The organism is Nostoc sp. MS1, from assembly GCF_019976755.1.
Taxonomy (GTDB): Bacteria; Cyanobacteriota; Cyanobacteriia; order Cyanobacteriales; family Nostocaceae; genus Trichormus.
The window spans coordinates 6,504,178-6,520,868 of record NZ_AP023441.1; the positions used below are offsets into that span (position 1 = coordinate 6,504,178).

The following is a 16,691-nucleotide window of genomic DNA, read 5'->3' on the forward strand; positions in this document are numbered from 1 at the left end:
TGAGTGATGAGTTTTAAGTGTTAGTAACTGTCAACTACCTCCTACCTCAGTTTTGAGCAACCGGACAACTAACAGGAGATAAAGAGGAATTATGAGGGGTTGTCATAGGAGCCTGTGCTACTAGGGTAATCTGACCATTAGCACCAGTTACCCATCCTTGAGCTTCCACAATGGGGTCTGGTAGTTGAGCGACAGAACTTGTTTGTTGTGAGATATGACTTGACTCATTCAACAAAACGTAGGCTTGTAAATCTTGCCAAATCGCATCACTACTCAACAATTCACGAGGATTTGATGGCAAACCACCCCGTCCAGTGACAACAAATTCACTCTGTTTGCTGGCTGTTCCTTGCCTACTACTTTGACAATTTTGGGCAATAAGTTGAGACGCATCTACAACATTGGCTGGTAATGCTACAAGTCCGCTACCTGGATCTACATCAGGTCTATTGATGAGTATCTGACCGTTTAAGGATGGGTTGGCTTGAGAAATGGCGGTGATATCATTAGTAGGAAGCGATCGCGGATCTAATTGCTTGGGGTCTTTAGTTGCTAGTAGTTGTTCTAAGTCTGCACGGGTGCGGGTTCTCAAGCCAAAGATAGTTTTTGTTGTAATATTTACACGCCCACCATTGCCAGTAAAAGCGTTGGCTGTAATATCGTTATTTTCTAGTGGGGCAGAAAAAATAAATGGGCTTTTAATATTAATGTTGCCGCCGTCGCCCCCTGCTTGGGTAGTTCCCGCACTAGTGGAAATGACGCTACCGCGTCTTAATGATAGCCAGTCTTGTAGTTCAAGGTTAATATTACCCCCGGTATTACTGGCTGTTTCCCCAGAGATGACAGCTTGATTATTGAGGATTAATTGACCTGCTTGAATATCAATATTGCCGCCGATGCCGCTACCTTGGTTATCAACAGCGATTTTTGCACCGTCACGAATAATCATGACTTTGGGGTCGATGAAAATATTACCGCTATTGCCACCTGCGTTAGCAAATGTATTGGCAAAAATTCCTGTGTCACTATCTGCTAAGGTGATGCGATCGCGTACTCTTAAACTAATATCCCCAGCGTTGTTGTTAGTATTGGTAGAGGATAGGAGTCTGCCACCACTAGCAGCAGTAAAAGTATCGGCTACTACTTCGATATTACCAGCATTGCCCAGCCCTTCCGTACTACTACTAATGAAAGCGCCATTAGTTACTGACATGGTTGGAGTGGTTAGCTTAATTGTACCGCCATTACCAATCGCCCCTGTATTCACCGCACTAACAATACTACTTCGATTACCATCCTGCCTAAAGCCATCAATTAAGATGGAATTTTTAGCATTGATAGCGATATTACCTGCGTCACCTTGTCCAGATGTAGAACTACTGAGTTCTGCACCATTGGTAATAGCCAGCTTTCCTGTATTGATGGTGAAGTTGCCACCTTTGCCTACTGCCCCAGCCACTACTGAAGTAAATACACCACTAGGCACATATTCAACAATACCATTAGCTAAATTTTCTTTTGCGATCGCCCCATCAAAAATTGCACTATCCCTAGCGTAGATAATAATATTAGCTGCGTTACCTTGCCCAACAGTCCCAGCACTGATTTGAGCGCCATTATTAACCAGCAGTGTTTGGGATGTAATGGAGATATTACCACTTTGTCCTTCCCCAAATGTTGAAGCATCAATTTGGGCAAGATTTTGTAAAGACAAAGAATCAGCAGTGATATTAATTTCTCCTCCTTTACCAATAGCCCCAGGTTCTACGCGGCTAAATGCACCAGTATCTAAATTCCTGATACCTCCACTATCAAACTTGACATCTTTAGCGATTATTTCCATATTCCCTGCATTCCCATTACCAGCAGTGACAGTAAGTATCTGCCCTCCATCAGTCACAAGCAGGGATTTAGTAGAAATGCTGAGTTTTCCTGCATCGCCTTGTCCATCTGTGCCTACTATGCTTCCTAATATACTTATCCCACTCAAAGATACAGAATCTTTAGCAACAATCGTTACGTCTCCAAGATTGCCTGTTCCCACTGTCAAGTTACCCATTTGTGCGCCATTAGTCAGTGAGAGTTTATCTGTAACTAATATCAAGTCACCACTATTACCTTGTCCCAAGGCTTGACTTGCTATACCTGTAACATAGTCGCTATCGAAACCTAGACCGTCAAGAGATACTGAATCAAGTGCATGAATATAGATGTTACCTCCTTTCTTCTGACCAGCCGTTACCGTATATATCTGAGCGCCATTCACCAAAGTTAAAGAGGAGGTATTAATTATGAGATTAGCGCCTGTACCCCCCTCTAGCGATGTAACTAAGCTGCCAATAGCGCTAGATGTGCCATTTAAAAGTATTGAGTTAGTAGCGTTAATTAATATATTTCCTTGAGCGTCTGCGGAACTGTCATTCAGGGCATTTAACTGAGAATCTTCTAAAATCTGCAAGTTTCTTGCATTAATATTAATACTACCCCAGCTAACAGTGTCGGCATTGACATTTGCCCTGTTAACAAGAGATACATCAGCACGCTCTACATCAGGAAATTGTAATTGCAGGTGATTGTTGGATAAATCTAGCCCTACTGTTCCTGAATTTAATAGCCCACCTAATTCAATCCGACCTCCCAAGGACAGCAAAGATGTTCCATCTAAGCTGACATTACCACCAACAAAGGCCAAAGTTTTATCGTCAGTGACAGAAAGACTAGCCCCATGCAATTTAATATCCCCAGGCTGGCTACCAAATTGTAAACCCAATGGTACATTGACTGATAACAGGGGGTTGGCTTGCGGACTCTTGGCGCTGAATACCAAACCATTACTAAATGATATGCTGTCTGCGGTAGATGCCACAAATGAACCAGCTATATCTAACTGTGCATTTTGTCCGAATACAATACCGTTGGGATTGATTAAAAATAAGTTGGCTTTACCTAAAACTCCTAATATGCCTAAAATCTCAGAACGATTATTGCCTGTAACTCTAGTGATGATATTTTCTATGCCGGTGGGGTTGGAAAAATAGACGCTTCGCCCTTCTTCGATGCTAAAATCGCTAAAGCTGTGGAATAAGTTAATTCCCCTAACTGCACCACCTTGGATAATATCAACCCCTGGTATCAATACTGAAGATTCGCTGCCTAAGCTCGTATCGGGTTGAATTTGTGCCAGTACTTTTTGTCTACCGCCAATTCCAGAAACAAGCTCGAAGAATGTTAATCCTAACATTAGGGTAATGTGTACCCCTAAACTCCAAACTCTGGCGGTGTACTGCATACTGAGTTGTATATGTTCTGTTCTTGTAACAATTACTATAAATCTTCTTTAAAGAAAAATAAAGTTGATTTAAGTAATTTCCGTTAAATAATTGTTAAAGATATGATGTTTCCTCAGTATATCGATGGTTCATTTGGTTGAAGCTGCGATATGTGTAAACATGTTTTGGCTCAGTTTCAGCTAGAATTTAGATAGGTAGCAGTTAATCATTTGTAATGAATCCCTACAATATTTTTAGTCAGAGCAAGCTTGAGCGTGTTAGTGATGGCATAACACTACCCTTACTAGAAAACTGTGAGAATGCCGCACATATTCTGATTTTAGTCTGGCCGCAGCTTGGGGATTTCGATAGTCTTGAATATGCGTGGTGGTTACAGCGCGAATCTAGAAAGTTTTCAGAGGAAAAACTTGCTATTCGGGCAGTGGGAATTGGCGATCGCCCTTCTGGAACAAGATTTTGTGAATATACAGGATTTCCCAGCGAAAATTTATTTGTTGAACCCAATGCACAACTACATCACCAACTCCAGCTTTATTCAGGTTTGAATTTTTCTCTCCCAGGACTTTCTGTATCTGGGAAAGCTTGGCTAAATCTCATGTTGATGTGTGCAGGGTTGGGAAGCCCTGGAACCCTTAAGGAAGTTTTTCGGGGGTACAGAGGCGATCGCCAAGCCCCTCAACTAATAGAAGATGATGAAATTATTCAAGGTACGCCTCTACCTGCTTTTAAAGGCTCATTTTTCCGATTAGCTGGCGGTAGTGGGTTTCAACGCCCCTTTGAGTTAGCTACTCTCCGCCTCCGAAACATGGTGGAAGTATTAAGCAATTGGAACACTTACGTACCAAATCCTGCCTACTTAACTCAACGTGGTGGAACCTTTCTCTTTGATAATAAAGGTCAGTTGATTTACGAACATCGAGATCCAGGGATTCTAGGCTTTGCTGCTAATATGAGTCAGCCCTTATCTTTTTTATCGTTGCTGGAAACAGATAGCTTAACTTCAACGTCTAACAATCCTGTATGATGCTGCTAATTATTTTATCAACAGGGAAATAATTTTTATTAAGAATTTCTGTGTATTTTGTTCTTAAAAAAAGCTAAGAAATCGAAAAAATCATCTACTAAAAATTCAAGGCAACACTTCAATTAGTCAACAACGCCAAGATTTACAACAACGCCTCCAGCAAACCCAAGCACTGACTCCTGTTTTTCAACGCAGGATGGAAATTCGTAGACAATTATTCCAAAAAGATGGGGCGATTTCAGGCGATGAAGCACTCAAAGCACAACAGGAATATTTACAAAACTTGGAAAGAATTGCTGATTTTAAATCCCAGTTAAAAGGACTAAATACTACAGAAAATCAACAAGCACAAAATTATAGTCAGAACTTAACAGTTATTTCTGACCTGCAAGGACAACTGCAACAATTAGTTAGTCAGCAAGTTGCGATCGCACAACAAGAAGTAGAAAGCGAAGCTATCCGTAAAAAGCAAATTCAAGACATTCAGCGTGAGATTATCAGGCTGGAAATGCAATTAAGCACGAATAATCAAATTGTTAGTCAACATAATGGACGCATTTTAGAAGTGAATGCCACACCAGGGCAAGTTTTGACTCCTGGCACTCGTTTAGCGACGATAGAAGCAGAAAATCCCCAAAGTAAACTGGTTGGCGTTACCTATTTTCCTGTGGGAAAAGCTAAAAAAATTCATCCAGGAATGTCAGTTCAGATTATACCCGAAGCTGTCAAACAAAACTTTGGGGGAATTGTTGGTACTGTTACTAATATTTCTAATTTACCCATTACCAAAGCTGCGGCTGTAAATAAAGTAGGTAATCCAGAAGTTGTTGAGGCATTGGTTGGGCAACAACAGACAGGATTAATTCAAGTAGTGTCCGAATTAAATTTAGATCCAAATACACCAAGTGGTTACAAATGGTCTTCTTCCCAAGGGCCTGATTTGCAAATTGCTTCAGGAAATACTACTGTTGTACGAGCCAAGGTGGAAGAACGCGCACCGATTTCTTTTGTTTTGCCTATTTTAAGGTCTGATATTGAGTAAAATAGCGTAGTTTACACTTCTACTTGTTTTATTTGTGTATCCGTTGGTTGGTCTATTTCTATGAACTTTGGCCCAGCGATAAGAACTGTCACCATCATTAATATACTTGTGACCATAATGATACTTACCACGCTGGGATCTGCAAAATTGCTTGTAGCTACTAATAATGCTGCGGCAAAGTTGCGCTGGGCTGTTCCCACTCCTAAAACTCTTTGAGTATCAATAGCAGGCCCGCCTAAAAGATAACCAATGCTAAATGAGAAGATAATAAAAACGGCACAAACAAAGATTGCCCCTGTTTGTAATAAGCTGAGAATATCGTTGGTGTGAATTATCAGTCTGACTACTAAACCTAAAAGTAATCCAGTACTAGATAATTTGAATAATATAGGCTGAATAATAGGAGCGATCGCCCCAAATTTGGCTTTGATAAATAGTCCAATTACTAATGGGCTAACCATCATCAATAATAAGGGTTTAGCAATATCCCAAGAGTTGATTTGTACACCTTCTACTACTAAAGGTAGTACAGTTGGCATATAGAAAATTGTGCCAAGCATCAGCAACATCATTAAACCTACAGAAAAAGCTACATTGCCTTTAACTATCTGAGCAAGTTTAGGTAAAGCTGGTGGGCCTGATGCTAACGCCATAATTAATAAACCATCTCTAAGCGGTTCACTTAGATGTACTACTTGCAACAGCAGATAGACAAAAAGTGGTACTAATACAAAATTCGTCAGCAGAGAAAATATAACGAGCCTGGGACTACGCAGTGGTTCCCAAATTTGTTGTAGCGTTAGACCTAAACCTGCACCCAACATAGTGCAAACAATGAATGTGAATAGTGCAAGTTTGTCGATTACTGCCAAGATGTCATACATGATTAATTAGGTAAAAAGGGAAGAAAGGGAAAGCCTGAAATCTTTCCTCTTTCTATGGACTGTGGACTATTGACTATGGACTAATTACTCCAACTCCAAACTGACTTGCTGTAAGTTCCCAGTAAAAGCAAAGGGTACTTGGTAGGAGTCAACGACGGGAGTACCTGTATCTCTGCCAACATCAAAGGTTTCGTCTAGGGCTAGACGGTAGGCGATGGTTTTATCAACGCGACCTTCGGCTACTTGTTGGTCATTGATGAACAGTTTGCCGATACCACCTGCACCTACACCGCCGTCATAATCAAAGTTAAACTGGATTGTAGATTGACCTGTGGGTAATTTTTCCGGGGATTGGATGGTGTAACGGGCTGTATTGGCGTAGTTGTAGACGTAAGTAGGTTTACCATCTTCCAGGAAGAAACTCCAACCAGCAAAGCGTCCGCCTTGGGTTAAGAGGACACCTTCAGCCCCATTTTTAGGAATTTCTACATTAGCTGTGATGCTGAAGGAGCGATTTTTCAGATTTGGGGCGCTACCTTCTGGAATGCCAACTGTACCAGGATAGTAGGTAAAAGTTGTGCGTCCTCTGGTGAGGCTGGGGCGAATCTTGACATCAAACCTTTCAGCAATGCGATCGTCTAATGGTAAAACTTGATGCTTTTGTGCTTCCTTCAAAAACAACTTTTGCAGTTTTTCTAGTTTCTCTGGGTTTTGCTTTGCTAGGTTGTTCGCTTCGCTGAAATCTTCGGCAATGTTGTACAGTTCCCACTCATCTGTATCAAAATTACCTTTAACAGCCCGTTCCCAAGGTAAGCGACCATGACGCGCCGCAGCTACCCAACCTTGGTTGTAAATAGCCCGGTTGCCCAGCATCTCGAAATACTGTGTTTTCCTATGCGAAGGTGCATCAGGTTGGTCGAAAGTATAAGCGAGGCTAGTACCTTCGATTGGTTGTTGCTTGACACCATTCACTTCTTTAGGGGCAGCAATTCCCGTAACTTCTAAAATTGTGGGTGCAATATCAATTACATGATGAAACTGACTGCGGATGCTACCTGGGTCTGGAATATTTTTGCCCCAGGAAATTACCAAGGGGTTACGAGTACCGCCAAAGTGAGAGGCGATTTGCTTTGTCCATTGGAAGGGAGTGTTAACTGCCCATGCCCAAGCTGCGGGAAAATGGTTGAATGTTTTGGGGCTACCCAAATCATCATAAGCAGCTAGGAGTTGTTGGAGATTTTCCGGTACACCGTTGAAGACTTGGAGTTCGTTGACGCTGCCTGTTAAACCGCCCTCTGCACTAGCACCGTTATCTCCGACGATGTAGATTACTAGGGTGTTATCCAGTTCACCTAGTTGGTCTACAGCATTAATTAGTCTGCCTACTTCATAATCTGTATGCCCCAAAAATCCAGCAAATACTTCAGCCATGTGGGCATAGAGTTTTTGCTGTTCGGCTGAGAGAGAATCCCATGCAGGTAGTTCTTGGGGGCGGGGGGTGAGTTGGGTATTGGCAGGAATTACACCCAGTTGTTTTTGCCGCGCAAAGCTTTCTTCGCGTAATTTATCCCAGCCTTGGTCAAATTTGCCTTTGTACTTATCAATCCACTCTTTGGGGGCGTGGTGGGGTGCGTGGGTGGCTCCAGTGGCGAGATAGGCGAAAAAGGGTTTTTCTGGTGCAATGGATTGTTGATTGCGAATCCAGGCGATCGCATGGTCTACTAAGTCAGGAGTTAGGTGATAATCTGGCTTGTTGGGTTTGTCTATTCGCTTAGTGTTTTCTATCAAAGCCGGACTCCACTGATTAGTATCGCCACCCAAAAAACCGTAAAAATACTCAAACCCTAACCCTGTAGGCCAGCGATCAAAAGGCCCGGCTGCACTGGTTTCAAAATCTGGTGTGTTGTGCCATTTACCAAAAGCTGCTGTATTGTAGCCATTTTGCCGCAGTATTTCGGCAACGGTGGCAGCACTCTTGGGCAAAATCGTAGTGTAGCCAGGATAACCTGTAGCTAATTCCTCAACTACCCCTGTATTAACTGAATGGTGATTGCGTCCAGTTAATAAAGCTGCCCTAGTAGGAGAACACAAGGCTGTGGTGTGAAATTGGTTGTAGCGTAATCCTGTTTCGGCGAGGCGGGTTAAGTTAGGAGTTTCCACCGGGCCGCCAAAGGTGCTGGCTTGTCCAAAACCCACATCATCTAAGATTACTAACAAGACGTTGGGTGCTTTAGCTGGGGCGGTAATGGGTTGGGGAAAGTCTGGTTGTGATTCTTTGTAGGTGAGTCCGATTTTACCTTTGAACTCTGGTGAGGGAACTGGTAAAACCTCGGATGTATCTGCTAGGGCGGGGCTATTGACCATCAACAAAGTGATGAGCAAAAATAATGCGATCGCCTTGGTAATTTCTGGAAATCTCCAGTGCTTGGATTCAAACTTCATTGTTCATCCTTTCTGTAGTCAGGTTCTTCACTAAGCGAAACCCGATGTGGGATGTTCCCGTATCGGGGGCTTGAGATTCTCGCGCGGCTGGACGGAAGCGGCTGCAATAGTTGGGCGCACACAAATAAGAGCCACCTTTGATTACGTGTAGAGCTTTTTCGGTGGGTTTGTTGGGGTCATAACTCTGCTCTGGGCCTGTGGGATTGAGACTGTGGGTTTTATGGTTGTGTCCTGGTTGAAACCAATCAGATGTCAATTCCCAGACATTACCTGTCATGTCATACAGACCATATCCGTTAGGTGCAAAGGAACCAACAGGGGCAATACCTGCGTAACCGTCGCTTTTGGTATTGAAAAAGGGAAAAATTCCTTGCCAAGTGTTGGCTTTTTTCTCAGAGTATTGATCCCCCCAAGCGTAAGTTGCCCCATCTAACCCACCACGAGCAGCATATTCCCATTGGGCTTCGGTCGGTAATGATTTTCCTACCCATTGGGCATAAGCTAAAGCATCTTCATAGGCAATATGCAGCACTGGATAGTTATCTTGATTGGCAATCACACTTTCCAGTCCAAAGGGATGTCGCCAATTCGCTCCAGTCTGCCAATGCCACCAACTCAGCCGTTTTGCTCCTGGTTGTGCTATTTCAAAAACTAGGGAACCAGGTAATCTCTGCTCATCTGCTAAGTCGGGAAACTGTTCCTTGGGTAAAGGACGCTCTGCAACTGTCACATAGCTTGTTGCTTTGACAAATGCTGCAAACTGTGCGTTTGTTACTTCATATTTATCGATACAAAAGGAACTAACTGTGACTTCTTGAGCAGAGAGTTCTTCTATGAAACCAGAATTATCTGATCCCATTGTGAATTTTCCGCCGGGAATCATCACCATTTCTGATGGACAGGGATTTACACTAGTAGCAAAGGCTGGAGAAATGATGAGTGAGAATGCTATTCCTGTAACTAACATCAGTATTAAAAAAAAGTTCCTGAACAAAGTAGTATTTACCATTAATAAACAGAAGTTAAAATTTTGACTAAATAATTGCTGCAATATTTAGTCTGTAAAGGTTATAGACAGTAATACACTGAGTTAAACAGAAAAAATATGGCAATTTTCAATCAAAATCTACTATTGGTTTGACCTGTACAGAAAACTTTAGTTTATTTGTATTAGTTTATTTATACTTTAACTCGATAGAATTACCGTATTTAACATTCTGTATTGATAAAGTACCTCTTAAGCAAAAATAAGTCAAGAACCTTCTTGAGTGTCATAACCGATAATTCAGGACGCACAAGTAACTGTATTAGTGTCAACTTAAGCCTGAGCGACGTTGACTATTCCTGATGTCTAATTAAAAATGCTATAATGCTGGTTACAAACTATACAGGTTTATGTAAAATTATTAGAACAAATGTTTCATTAATTATTAATTTTTACTCCGCAAAAGTAAAAAATTAACCAAGATATTTCCATAATTCATTCCCAGCAAAAGCTTTATGGCAATTAAATGCTGAGGTATATTCGCGGATAGAGGTAAGCTGGAAAGACGATGATTTTTTAAGGGAGGTAAAGTAGCAAAAATGTCTAAAGGTACTCAAACTAATGAATCTATAGATAATTATGATGATAATTCCAACAACAATGATATTGTTCAAGAATTTTACTTAGAAAGATATAAATACATTCTTCAAGAGATTCGTGCATTGAATGAGAACATTCATAAATATCTCTCTTTGTTTCAAACACTAGCTACTGCTATTTCTACTGCCGGAGTTGCACTCTTTGTAGGACGGCAGCAACTTAATTTGACTGCTGACATCACTAGGACAGCACTTCAAGGTTTGCTAGGGTTGCTAGTAATTTTAGCTGCATTTGTTATATTTTCAATTATTGCAGGTATATTTTCTTGGTTAGATTATAGAGCGGACGAAGTGGATCTGTTAAATAAAGTTGTTGGTGTTGGTTTTCGTAAGTTACCCAAAAAAACCAATTTTTGGCGTTGGCAGGAAACTTACGTTATTCTTTTTATTTTAATTGTCGTGGTAGCAATTATTATTTATGTACAAAGTAAAATTATTCCCCTAATCAAATAAAGTAACCATGATTGAAGGAGTTGATTACATCGGGGTTGGAGTAGGATCTATCATAGTTAATGATGAAGGATTTTTGTTTCTGGCAAAACGAGGTTATGCTGCAAGGAATGAACGGGGAATGTGGGAGTTTCCTGGTGGAAGTGTGCAGTTTGGTGAAACGCTTATCGAAGCAATTAAACGAGAAATATTTGAAGAATATGGGTTAGAAATAGAGATAAAAAAATTATTAGGAGTGTTTGACCATATCTTGCCAGAAGAAAATGAACATTGGGTTTCTATTACATATATAGCTTCTCTTATTAGTGGAGAAGCAAAAATTTGTGAGCCAGAAAAATGTGAAGCTATTGGATGGTTTTCTAGAGAAAGTTTGCCACAACCACTTTCAAAAATTACTCAGTTAAATTTATATAAATTCAACTCGGACGTTTGATATATACAGCGTATTGCAGGTAAATGAAGTACACCCACCCGCGTTGTCGCGCGGGTGGGGTGTTTTTGTACCTCACAAACTTGAAATCTGCTGTAAATTAATAATTTATAAAGAGCTTTAATTTTATGTGAATAATCAATTAGTTTCTCTATGCTTACTAGAGAAACTACTTCTTATTATGTAATTGTGTGTTTATTTATTAATTTTTACTCAGGAATATTTCTACTGTAATTTAATATTTCACTTACGCATTTACTATTAGTAAAATAAATAGATTAGTTTTTATACAAGCAAGACAAAAGGAATGAGATGAGGATTCCAACTCGGCTGGATGAGAAGATTAGAGAACTGTATGAAGTACAGGCTTGGGTAAGTGGTGCGATCGCAGATTTTGAACCTTGGCTAAAAGATAGTAAATGTGTCTTTTTTCCAGACTATACAGACCACGGAAATGATCATGTAGAACAAATTCTCATCACAGCTTCTTCAATCATTCGTGATGAAGCTTGGGAAGTCATGACTCCTGAAGATGCAGGAATCCTTGTCATTGCTACCTTCTTACATGATTGTGCAATGCACTTAACCGAAGAAGGTTTTCTGCGCTTAATTAAAGGTGAAACTCATCAAGAACCAATAGAAGGTTTCAAAGATGCTTCATGGAAAGACCTTTGGAAGCAATTTTTCGCTTCAGCGAAACGCTACGACGACAAGCAATTGCAAGCCATTTTTGGCAATACTGAACCTGTTGAAGACCCAGCAGTAAAAAATCCAGATAATATGACTAGGCGAGATAGAAAGCTAATTGGAGAGTTTCTTCGTCGCTATCATCCCCGGCTAGCGCATGAAATTGCCTTACTTGGTGTCCCTAGTCCCGACGAGCTAAAGCCAGGAGAAGAACCCCTACAACTACCAAAAAAATTAGGTCGTGATTTTGCCGATATTGCGGGTTTAGTAGCACGAAGTCATGGTATGCCCTTGAGAGCTACATTTGAATATCTTAAGCGATACGATTTACGTGAGTATGGGAAAGTTCATGCTGTATTTTTGATGGCTGTACTGCGAATTGCTGACTATCTGCAAATTCAAGCAGAACGCGCACCCCGTCAAACCTTACGTGTTAAAGATATTCGCAGTTCGATTTCCCGCCGAGAATGGGATGTACATCAATCAATTCGCGGTATCCGCAGCATTGGCGATGACCCTGAAGCAATTTTTATTCAGACTGAACTTGGCAAACCAGATAACGTCAACACTTACCTGCGACTGAAAGAATGGTTGAACGGTATTCAAGGTGAGTTAGATGCTTGTTGGGCGGTATTTGGTGAAGTTTATGCTAGAACAAACCTCCAACCTTTAGGTTTAATGCTTCGTCGTGTACGTTCTAATCTTGATAATGAAGAGCAATTTTTCAAAAGTGTGCAGTATGTTCCAAAAAAAGTAAGATTTGAGGTTGCTAGAAATGAAGTTTTGCAACGCCTGGTTGGGCCATTGTATGAAAATAAAGTAGAAGTTGGCATTCGAGAATTAATACAAAACTCGGTTGATGCAGTACGGGAATTGGAAGATAACTTAAGGGATGATAAGAGCAAACTCCAAGAAATTAAAGCTATTAAATTAATAGAAAATTTAAAGATAATTGGATTGTTAAATGTAGAAATCAATAATGATGATAAAGAGATTAAAAATGAGGAAGAAAAAGAAGACGAATATAAAAAAAGAATTAAGAGTTTTACTGAAATTGAAGATGCAGATGTTCTTGTTTTAGTCCAGGAACCAGAGGATGAAGATAAGAATGGCAAACTCATAAGTAAGTCGGTGGGAAAAAACAAAGCTAAGTTAAGAAAGGTAAACAAGGCTATAACCCTCTTCCCTCCTGCCTCCTGCCTTCTGCCTCCTGCCTTGCCATAGCGATAATTTTTAACACTGAGCTACTTAGTTTGCGATCGCGGTTCTGGAATGACAGAACAAATCATTACAAACTATTTTCTCAAAGTTGGTGCTTCTCTCCGAAATAGTGATACTTGGGCAGAGCAACATGAAGAAGAGCCAAAAAACGAAAATGCAGAGAGCAAATCTAGAGTTGCACGTTCTGGTTACTTTGGTGTTGGTGCTTTAGCCGCTTATTTATTAGGAGATAAAATCAAAGTTTATACAAGACATTTTACGCAACTCAGAGGTATAGAGTTTGAAGCTAGATTAGGCGATGAAGCTATAGAGTTACGTTATTTTCAAGGAGAAGTACCAATTGGGACGATTATAGAAATTGACATAACACAAGAAACTTTATACAAATTAGGACTAAAGAATAATTTTTATTATAGTGGAGAAATAAATAAATGGGACTGGTATTGTTTAGATGAACCAAAAGTCATTCGATTATTTATAGATAGGAATAGAAAATATTATTGCTTAAACCAAGATATAATTATAACATTAAAAGATAGTATGAATATGATAAAGCAAGGATGGCATGAAATAAAAGATACAAAATTTAAAAATATTTATTTTAATACTCTAACTCCTTATATTTTATCACTGGATGACAAAATAATATGCAATGGTATTAGGGTAAAATATTCATTATTTAGTGAACGTTTTAATAATCTCAGTATAGTATATATACGACCAGCAATATTAATTTTAGATACAGACAAACAATTAAAGTTTGATCTAACTAGGAACAATGCAAAATTAGGAGAAGAATTAGAAAGGAAAATCATAAATAAATTATTCAAATATTTTTTACTATTAATATTTTTATATTCACCTAATTTAAAAGCTTCTTACAATTCTGTATTAAAAAAATTTGATAAATCTAACTCTTATTTAGTTTTGTATCCCTCGCTAGGAGAAATAAATAGTAGTGAAACTTATTCATTGTCGGAAGTTTCAAGGAAAATTAGGATGTTTATCCAGTCACGAAATGATCAAAGTTTAATTTTCTATACATCAAAAGGAATATTAATAAATGATATTCCATTGCTAATGAAGGTTAAAATAAAAAAAATATTAGTAGTTTATTTACCAAATTTAAGATTAAATAGTTTTAAAAGTAATCAAATTTTTAATAGAAATAAGCATGGAAATTATTTTGACAAAAAATGTGGAAACTTATCTTCAGAAGTTTTTTTTAAAATCAACTATTTCGATTTATTGGAAATATCAAAACTCAAGATAGGAAACGATTCACTAGCAGTTGATGTTATATCAACATATCCAAGTAATTTTACTTCTTTAAAGGGTATACAAATATGGATTTATCAAATAATTTTAAGCTATAAAAAACTTTATAAAGATGCTATACAAAGTATAATTTTTATTATTTCAACTGATACTAAAATATTAACAAAAATCAAAAGCTATAATCAAAAAGAAAAGACAAAAATATCATTTCTGAATTTTTTAGATTCTAGGTTGAATAAAACTACCAAGAATATGAATGAAGAAGAAAGGCTAAATTCAGATGAAATAAAAGCAATTAAGTGGGTTAGGGAAGAAATAAGCAAATATAATTTTTCAATAGAAATAGAGCAAGAGCTAGTTATATTTACTATTGGCAAAAACGAAAATACTAACTATGATATTTTTAGAGCATTACACACAAAAATTAAGGAAGTTTCAGAACATTCTATCAATTGTACCAAAAGTGACTATGAAATAGATTTTTTTAAGAAAAATTTGATTAAGGATAATTTAACAGAACAAGATAAAAGTCAAGACATAATTACTGTTGAAATTTCTTTTAATGAAAGTATAACTATACCTGAAACCCATGATGAAAGTATTGTTAATTTCTGGCTTGATATTTTTGGAGAAGAGGTAATTCCATACCAGGATACACCAGAATACCAATCAAAAAGAAATAGTGACAAGCTTACCGTACTGCAAGAATATATAGACGAATTGGAAAATATAAATTTTTTAGAGATAGACGAATTGGAAAATATAAATTCTTTAGAGGATGATTAGCTATAGTAAGCAATATCTTCCTGAGAATGATTATTAATGCAAACAAATAGAGATCGCTGCTATATCTGTCCCTCTCAAGGCTACACGTAAAAATTATTGTGTAAGATACGGTTAACTGGTCGATTTATAGTACTATTTGCTGATGTATTGAGCGTGGTTATAAAGCTCATCCCTCTCATCGCCCCTTCCAATTCAAAAGCTTATGGATATCAACACTCAACGGATAAAAACTGATGTGCTTGTCATTGGTGGAGGGACGGCGGGAACAATGGCGGGTATCAAGGCGAAACAGGCAAACCCTGATGCAGAGGTGCTGATTTTAGAAAAGGCTAACATACGTCGTAGTGGTGCGATAAACGTTTGCCTAGCGTCTCACAGACAAGCTTAAGGCTTCGGCGACCCTATGGCATGGATGGGGTGAACACAGCCGTCATCCCTGGACATTCCACCCCAGAAAAATACGTCCGAGAAGTCACCCTAGCCAACGATCGCATTCTCAACTAGAAAGCCGTATATCAAACAATATCTTTGACTAAAATTAAAACCTCTAATAATTTGGGCAAGGTATAGCTAAAGCATAAAGAAAATTTGCAAAACAGGTATTACGTCATAATGAATGCTAAACCTGATCAAGTTTTTTACTAACTACTTCAATGGCTAAAGTATTCGACCACATAACCAAAGAACTACAAGAGTTTATTGCAGATCAACATATGTTCTTTGTCGCCTCTGCCCCTCTGAGTGCTGATGGTCACGTTAATATGTCTCCTAAAGGATTAGACTGTTTTCGCATCCTCTCTCCTCATCAAGTAGCTTATCTAGACTTAACAGGTAGCGGTAACGAAACTTCCGCGCACCTCCAAGAAAACGGCCGCATCACCTTAATGTTCTGCGCTTTTGCAGAACCACCACTCATCCTGCGCCTCTACGGAAAAGGGCAAACTATTTTACCTAATTCTCCAGATTGGGACTCTTTATACTCACTATTTCCCCAATTTCCTGGAGTACGCCAAATTATTGTCGCAGATATTGAGCGTGTGCAAACTTCCTGTGGTTTTGGTGTTCCACTTTATGAATATCAAGGTCAAAGAAGGACTCTCATCGATTGGGCTAAGAAAAAAGGAGAGCAGGGAATTAAAGATTACCAACAGCAGAAGAATGTTGTTAGTATTGATGGTTTATCGACTCCACTCAAAGAATTAGATCAGGAGAATCTTCATTTAGGGAAGGTTTAATACAATTTACCAAAATGTTTGTAACACATGAATTGGCTGTAGGGGCGCATAGATGTGCGCCCCTATCCATGTGTATGTATCAGGCTACCCCCACTTATAGGGAGCGTGCAATTATATTTGTTCTTATCACAAATTATAAATTACGCTTAACTTTAACTATTGGCATTTCCAATGGTAAGCAAAAATAAACTTTCCTAATCAATACCTTTAGAAATTGGCATTTTACCAAATAGGAATCTCAAGCCAATATAAGAAGAAGAATATTTAATTCCACATAA

Annotated in this window: 10 protein-coding genes and 2 pseudogenes; 8 read left to right on the forward strand and 4 right to left on the reverse strand. The window is 38.9% G+C overall.

Going from position 1 to position 16,691, the window contains the following annotated elements; all coding sequences use genetic code 11:
* Positions 1 to 46: 46 nt before the first annotated feature.
* Positions 47 to 3,289: a filamentous hemagglutinin N-terminal domain-containing protein gene (locus tag NSMS1_RS28170; protein WP_224087926.1), complete on the reverse strand. Its 3,243-nt coding sequence runs from the start codon at positions 3,287 to 3,289 to the stop codon at positions 47 to 49.
* Between the two features lie 215 nt (positions 3,290 to 3,504).
* Here NSMS1_RS28170 and NSMS1_RS28175 point away from each other — a divergent pair, with 215 nt between their 5' ends.
* Positions 3,505 to 4,314, forward strand: a complete 810-nt coding sequence (locus NSMS1_RS28175; RefSeq protein WP_224087927.1) for a peroxiredoxin-like family protein — start codon at positions 3,505 to 3,507, stop codon at positions 4,312 to 4,314.
* An 82-nt stretch (positions 4,315 to 4,396) separates the two neighbouring features.
* A pseudogene (locus tag NSMS1_RS28180) lies at positions 4,397 to 5,356 on the forward strand (NHLP bacteriocin system secretion protein); the annotation flags it as partial.
* Between the two features lie 11 nt (positions 5,357 to 5,367).
* On the opposite strand, the gene NSMS1_RS28185 reads toward NSMS1_RS28180, so the two are convergent.
* The 3 genes from NSMS1_RS28185 to NSMS1_RS28195 form a co-directional block, all read right to left on the reverse strand.
* Entirely contained in the window at positions 5,368 to 6,240 is an 873-nt protein-coding gene (locus NSMS1_RS28185) for a bile acid:sodium symporter family protein (RefSeq protein WP_224087928.1), read from the reverse strand.
* 84 nt (positions 6,241 to 6,324) lie between these two features.
* Positions 6,325 to 8,682 (reverse strand): arylsulfatase, encoded by a 2,358-nt coding sequence (locus NSMS1_RS28190; protein WP_224087929.1) that lies wholly within the window; start codon positions 8,680 to 8,682, stop codon positions 6,325 to 6,327.
* Entirely contained in the window at positions 8,672 to 9,649 is a 978-nt protein-coding gene (locus NSMS1_RS28195; RefSeq protein ID WP_224087930.1) for a formylglycine-generating enzyme family protein, read from the reverse strand. Before NSMS1_RS28195 ends, NSMS1_RS28190 begins: the two co-directional genes overlap by 11 nt.
* A gap of 617 nt (positions 9,650 to 10,266) precedes the next feature.
* On the opposite strand from NSMS1_RS28195, the gene NSMS1_RS28200 reads away from it, so the two are divergent.
* The 6 genes and pseudogenes from NSMS1_RS28200 (at position 10,267) to NSMS1_RS28225 (ending at position 16,413) form a co-directional block, all read left to right on the forward strand.
* On the forward strand, positions 10,267 to 10,779 hold the full coding sequence (locus tag NSMS1_RS28200; RefSeq protein WP_224087931.1) for a hypothetical protein: 513 nt from the start codon (positions 10,267 to 10,269) through the stop codon (positions 10,777 to 10,779).
* 7 nt (positions 10,780 to 10,786) lie between these two features.
* Positions 10,787 to 11,209 carry an NUDIX domain-containing protein gene (locus NSMS1_RS28205; RefSeq protein ID WP_224087932.1) on the forward strand — a complete coding sequence of 141 codons (423 nt, stop codon included), beginning with the start codon at positions 10,787 to 10,789 and terminating at the stop codon, positions 11,207 to 11,209.
* Positions 11,210 to 11,518: 309 nt separating this feature from the next.
* Positions 11,519 to 13,117: a hypothetical protein gene (locus NSMS1_RS28210; RefSeq protein ID WP_224087933.1), complete on the forward strand. Its 1,599-nt coding sequence runs from the start codon at positions 11,519 to 11,521 to the stop codon at positions 13,115 to 13,117.
* 48 nt (positions 13,118 to 13,165) lie between these two features.
* A complete protein-coding gene (locus NSMS1_RS28215; protein WP_224087934.1) occupies positions 13,166 to 15,178 on the forward strand; it encodes a hypothetical protein in 2,013 nt (670 codons plus the stop codon).
* Between the two features lie 202 nt (positions 15,179 to 15,380).
* Positions 15,381 to 15,679 (forward strand): annotated as a pseudogene (locus NSMS1_RS35365) (FAD-binding protein); the annotation flags it as partial.
* Positions 15,680 to 15,831: 152 nt separating this feature from the next.
* Positions 15,832 to 16,413: a pyridoxamine 5'-phosphate oxidase family protein gene (locus NSMS1_RS28225; RefSeq protein ID WP_224087936.1), complete on the forward strand. Its 582-nt coding sequence runs from the start codon at positions 15,832 to 15,834 to the stop codon at positions 16,411 to 16,413.
* The last annotated feature ends 278 nt before the right edge of the window (positions 16,414 to 16,691 follow it).

What these genes read in the sequence shown, in the direction of transcription:
- NSMS1_RS28195 (WP_224087930.1), bottom strand. Translation starts at nt 9,649, where the DNA reads ATGTTAGTTACAGGAATAGCATTCTCACTCATCATTTCTCCAGCCTTT.
- NSMS1_RS28190 (WP_224087929.1), bottom strand. Translation starts at nt 8,682, where the DNA reads ATGAAGTTTGAATCCAAGCACTGGAGATTTCCAGAAATTACCAAGGCG.
- NSMS1_RS28175 (WP_224087927.1), top strand. Translation starts at nt 3,505, where the DNA reads ATGAATCCCTACAATATTTTTAGTCAGAGCAAGCTTGAGCGTGTTAGT.
- NSMS1_RS28200 (WP_224087931.1), top strand. Translation starts at nt 10,267, where the DNA reads ATGTCTAAAGGTACTCAAACTAATGAATCTATAGATAATTATGATGAT.
- NSMS1_RS28170 (WP_224087926.1), bottom strand. Translation starts at nt 3,289, where the DNA reads ATGCAGTACACCGCCAGAGTTTGGAGTTTAGGGGTACACATTACCCTA.
- NSMS1_RS28185 (WP_224087928.1), bottom strand. Translation starts at nt 6,240, where the DNA reads ATGTATGACATCTTGGCAGTAATCGACAAACTTGCACTATTCACATTC.
- NSMS1_RS28225 (WP_224087936.1), top strand. Translation starts at nt 15,832, where the DNA reads ATGGCTAAAGTATTCGACCACATAACCAAAGAACTACAAGAGTTTATT.
- NSMS1_RS28210 (WP_224087933.1), top strand. Translation starts at nt 11,519, where the DNA reads ATGAGGATTCCAACTCGGCTGGATGAGAAGATTAGAGAACTGTATGAA.
- NSMS1_RS28215 (WP_224087934.1), top strand. Translation starts at nt 13,166, where the DNA reads ATGACAGAACAAATCATTACAAACTATTTTCTCAAAGTTGGTGCTTCT.
- NSMS1_RS28205 (WP_224087932.1), top strand. Translation starts at nt 10,787, where the DNA reads ATGATTGAAGGAGTTGATTACATCGGGGTTGGAGTAGGATCTATCATA.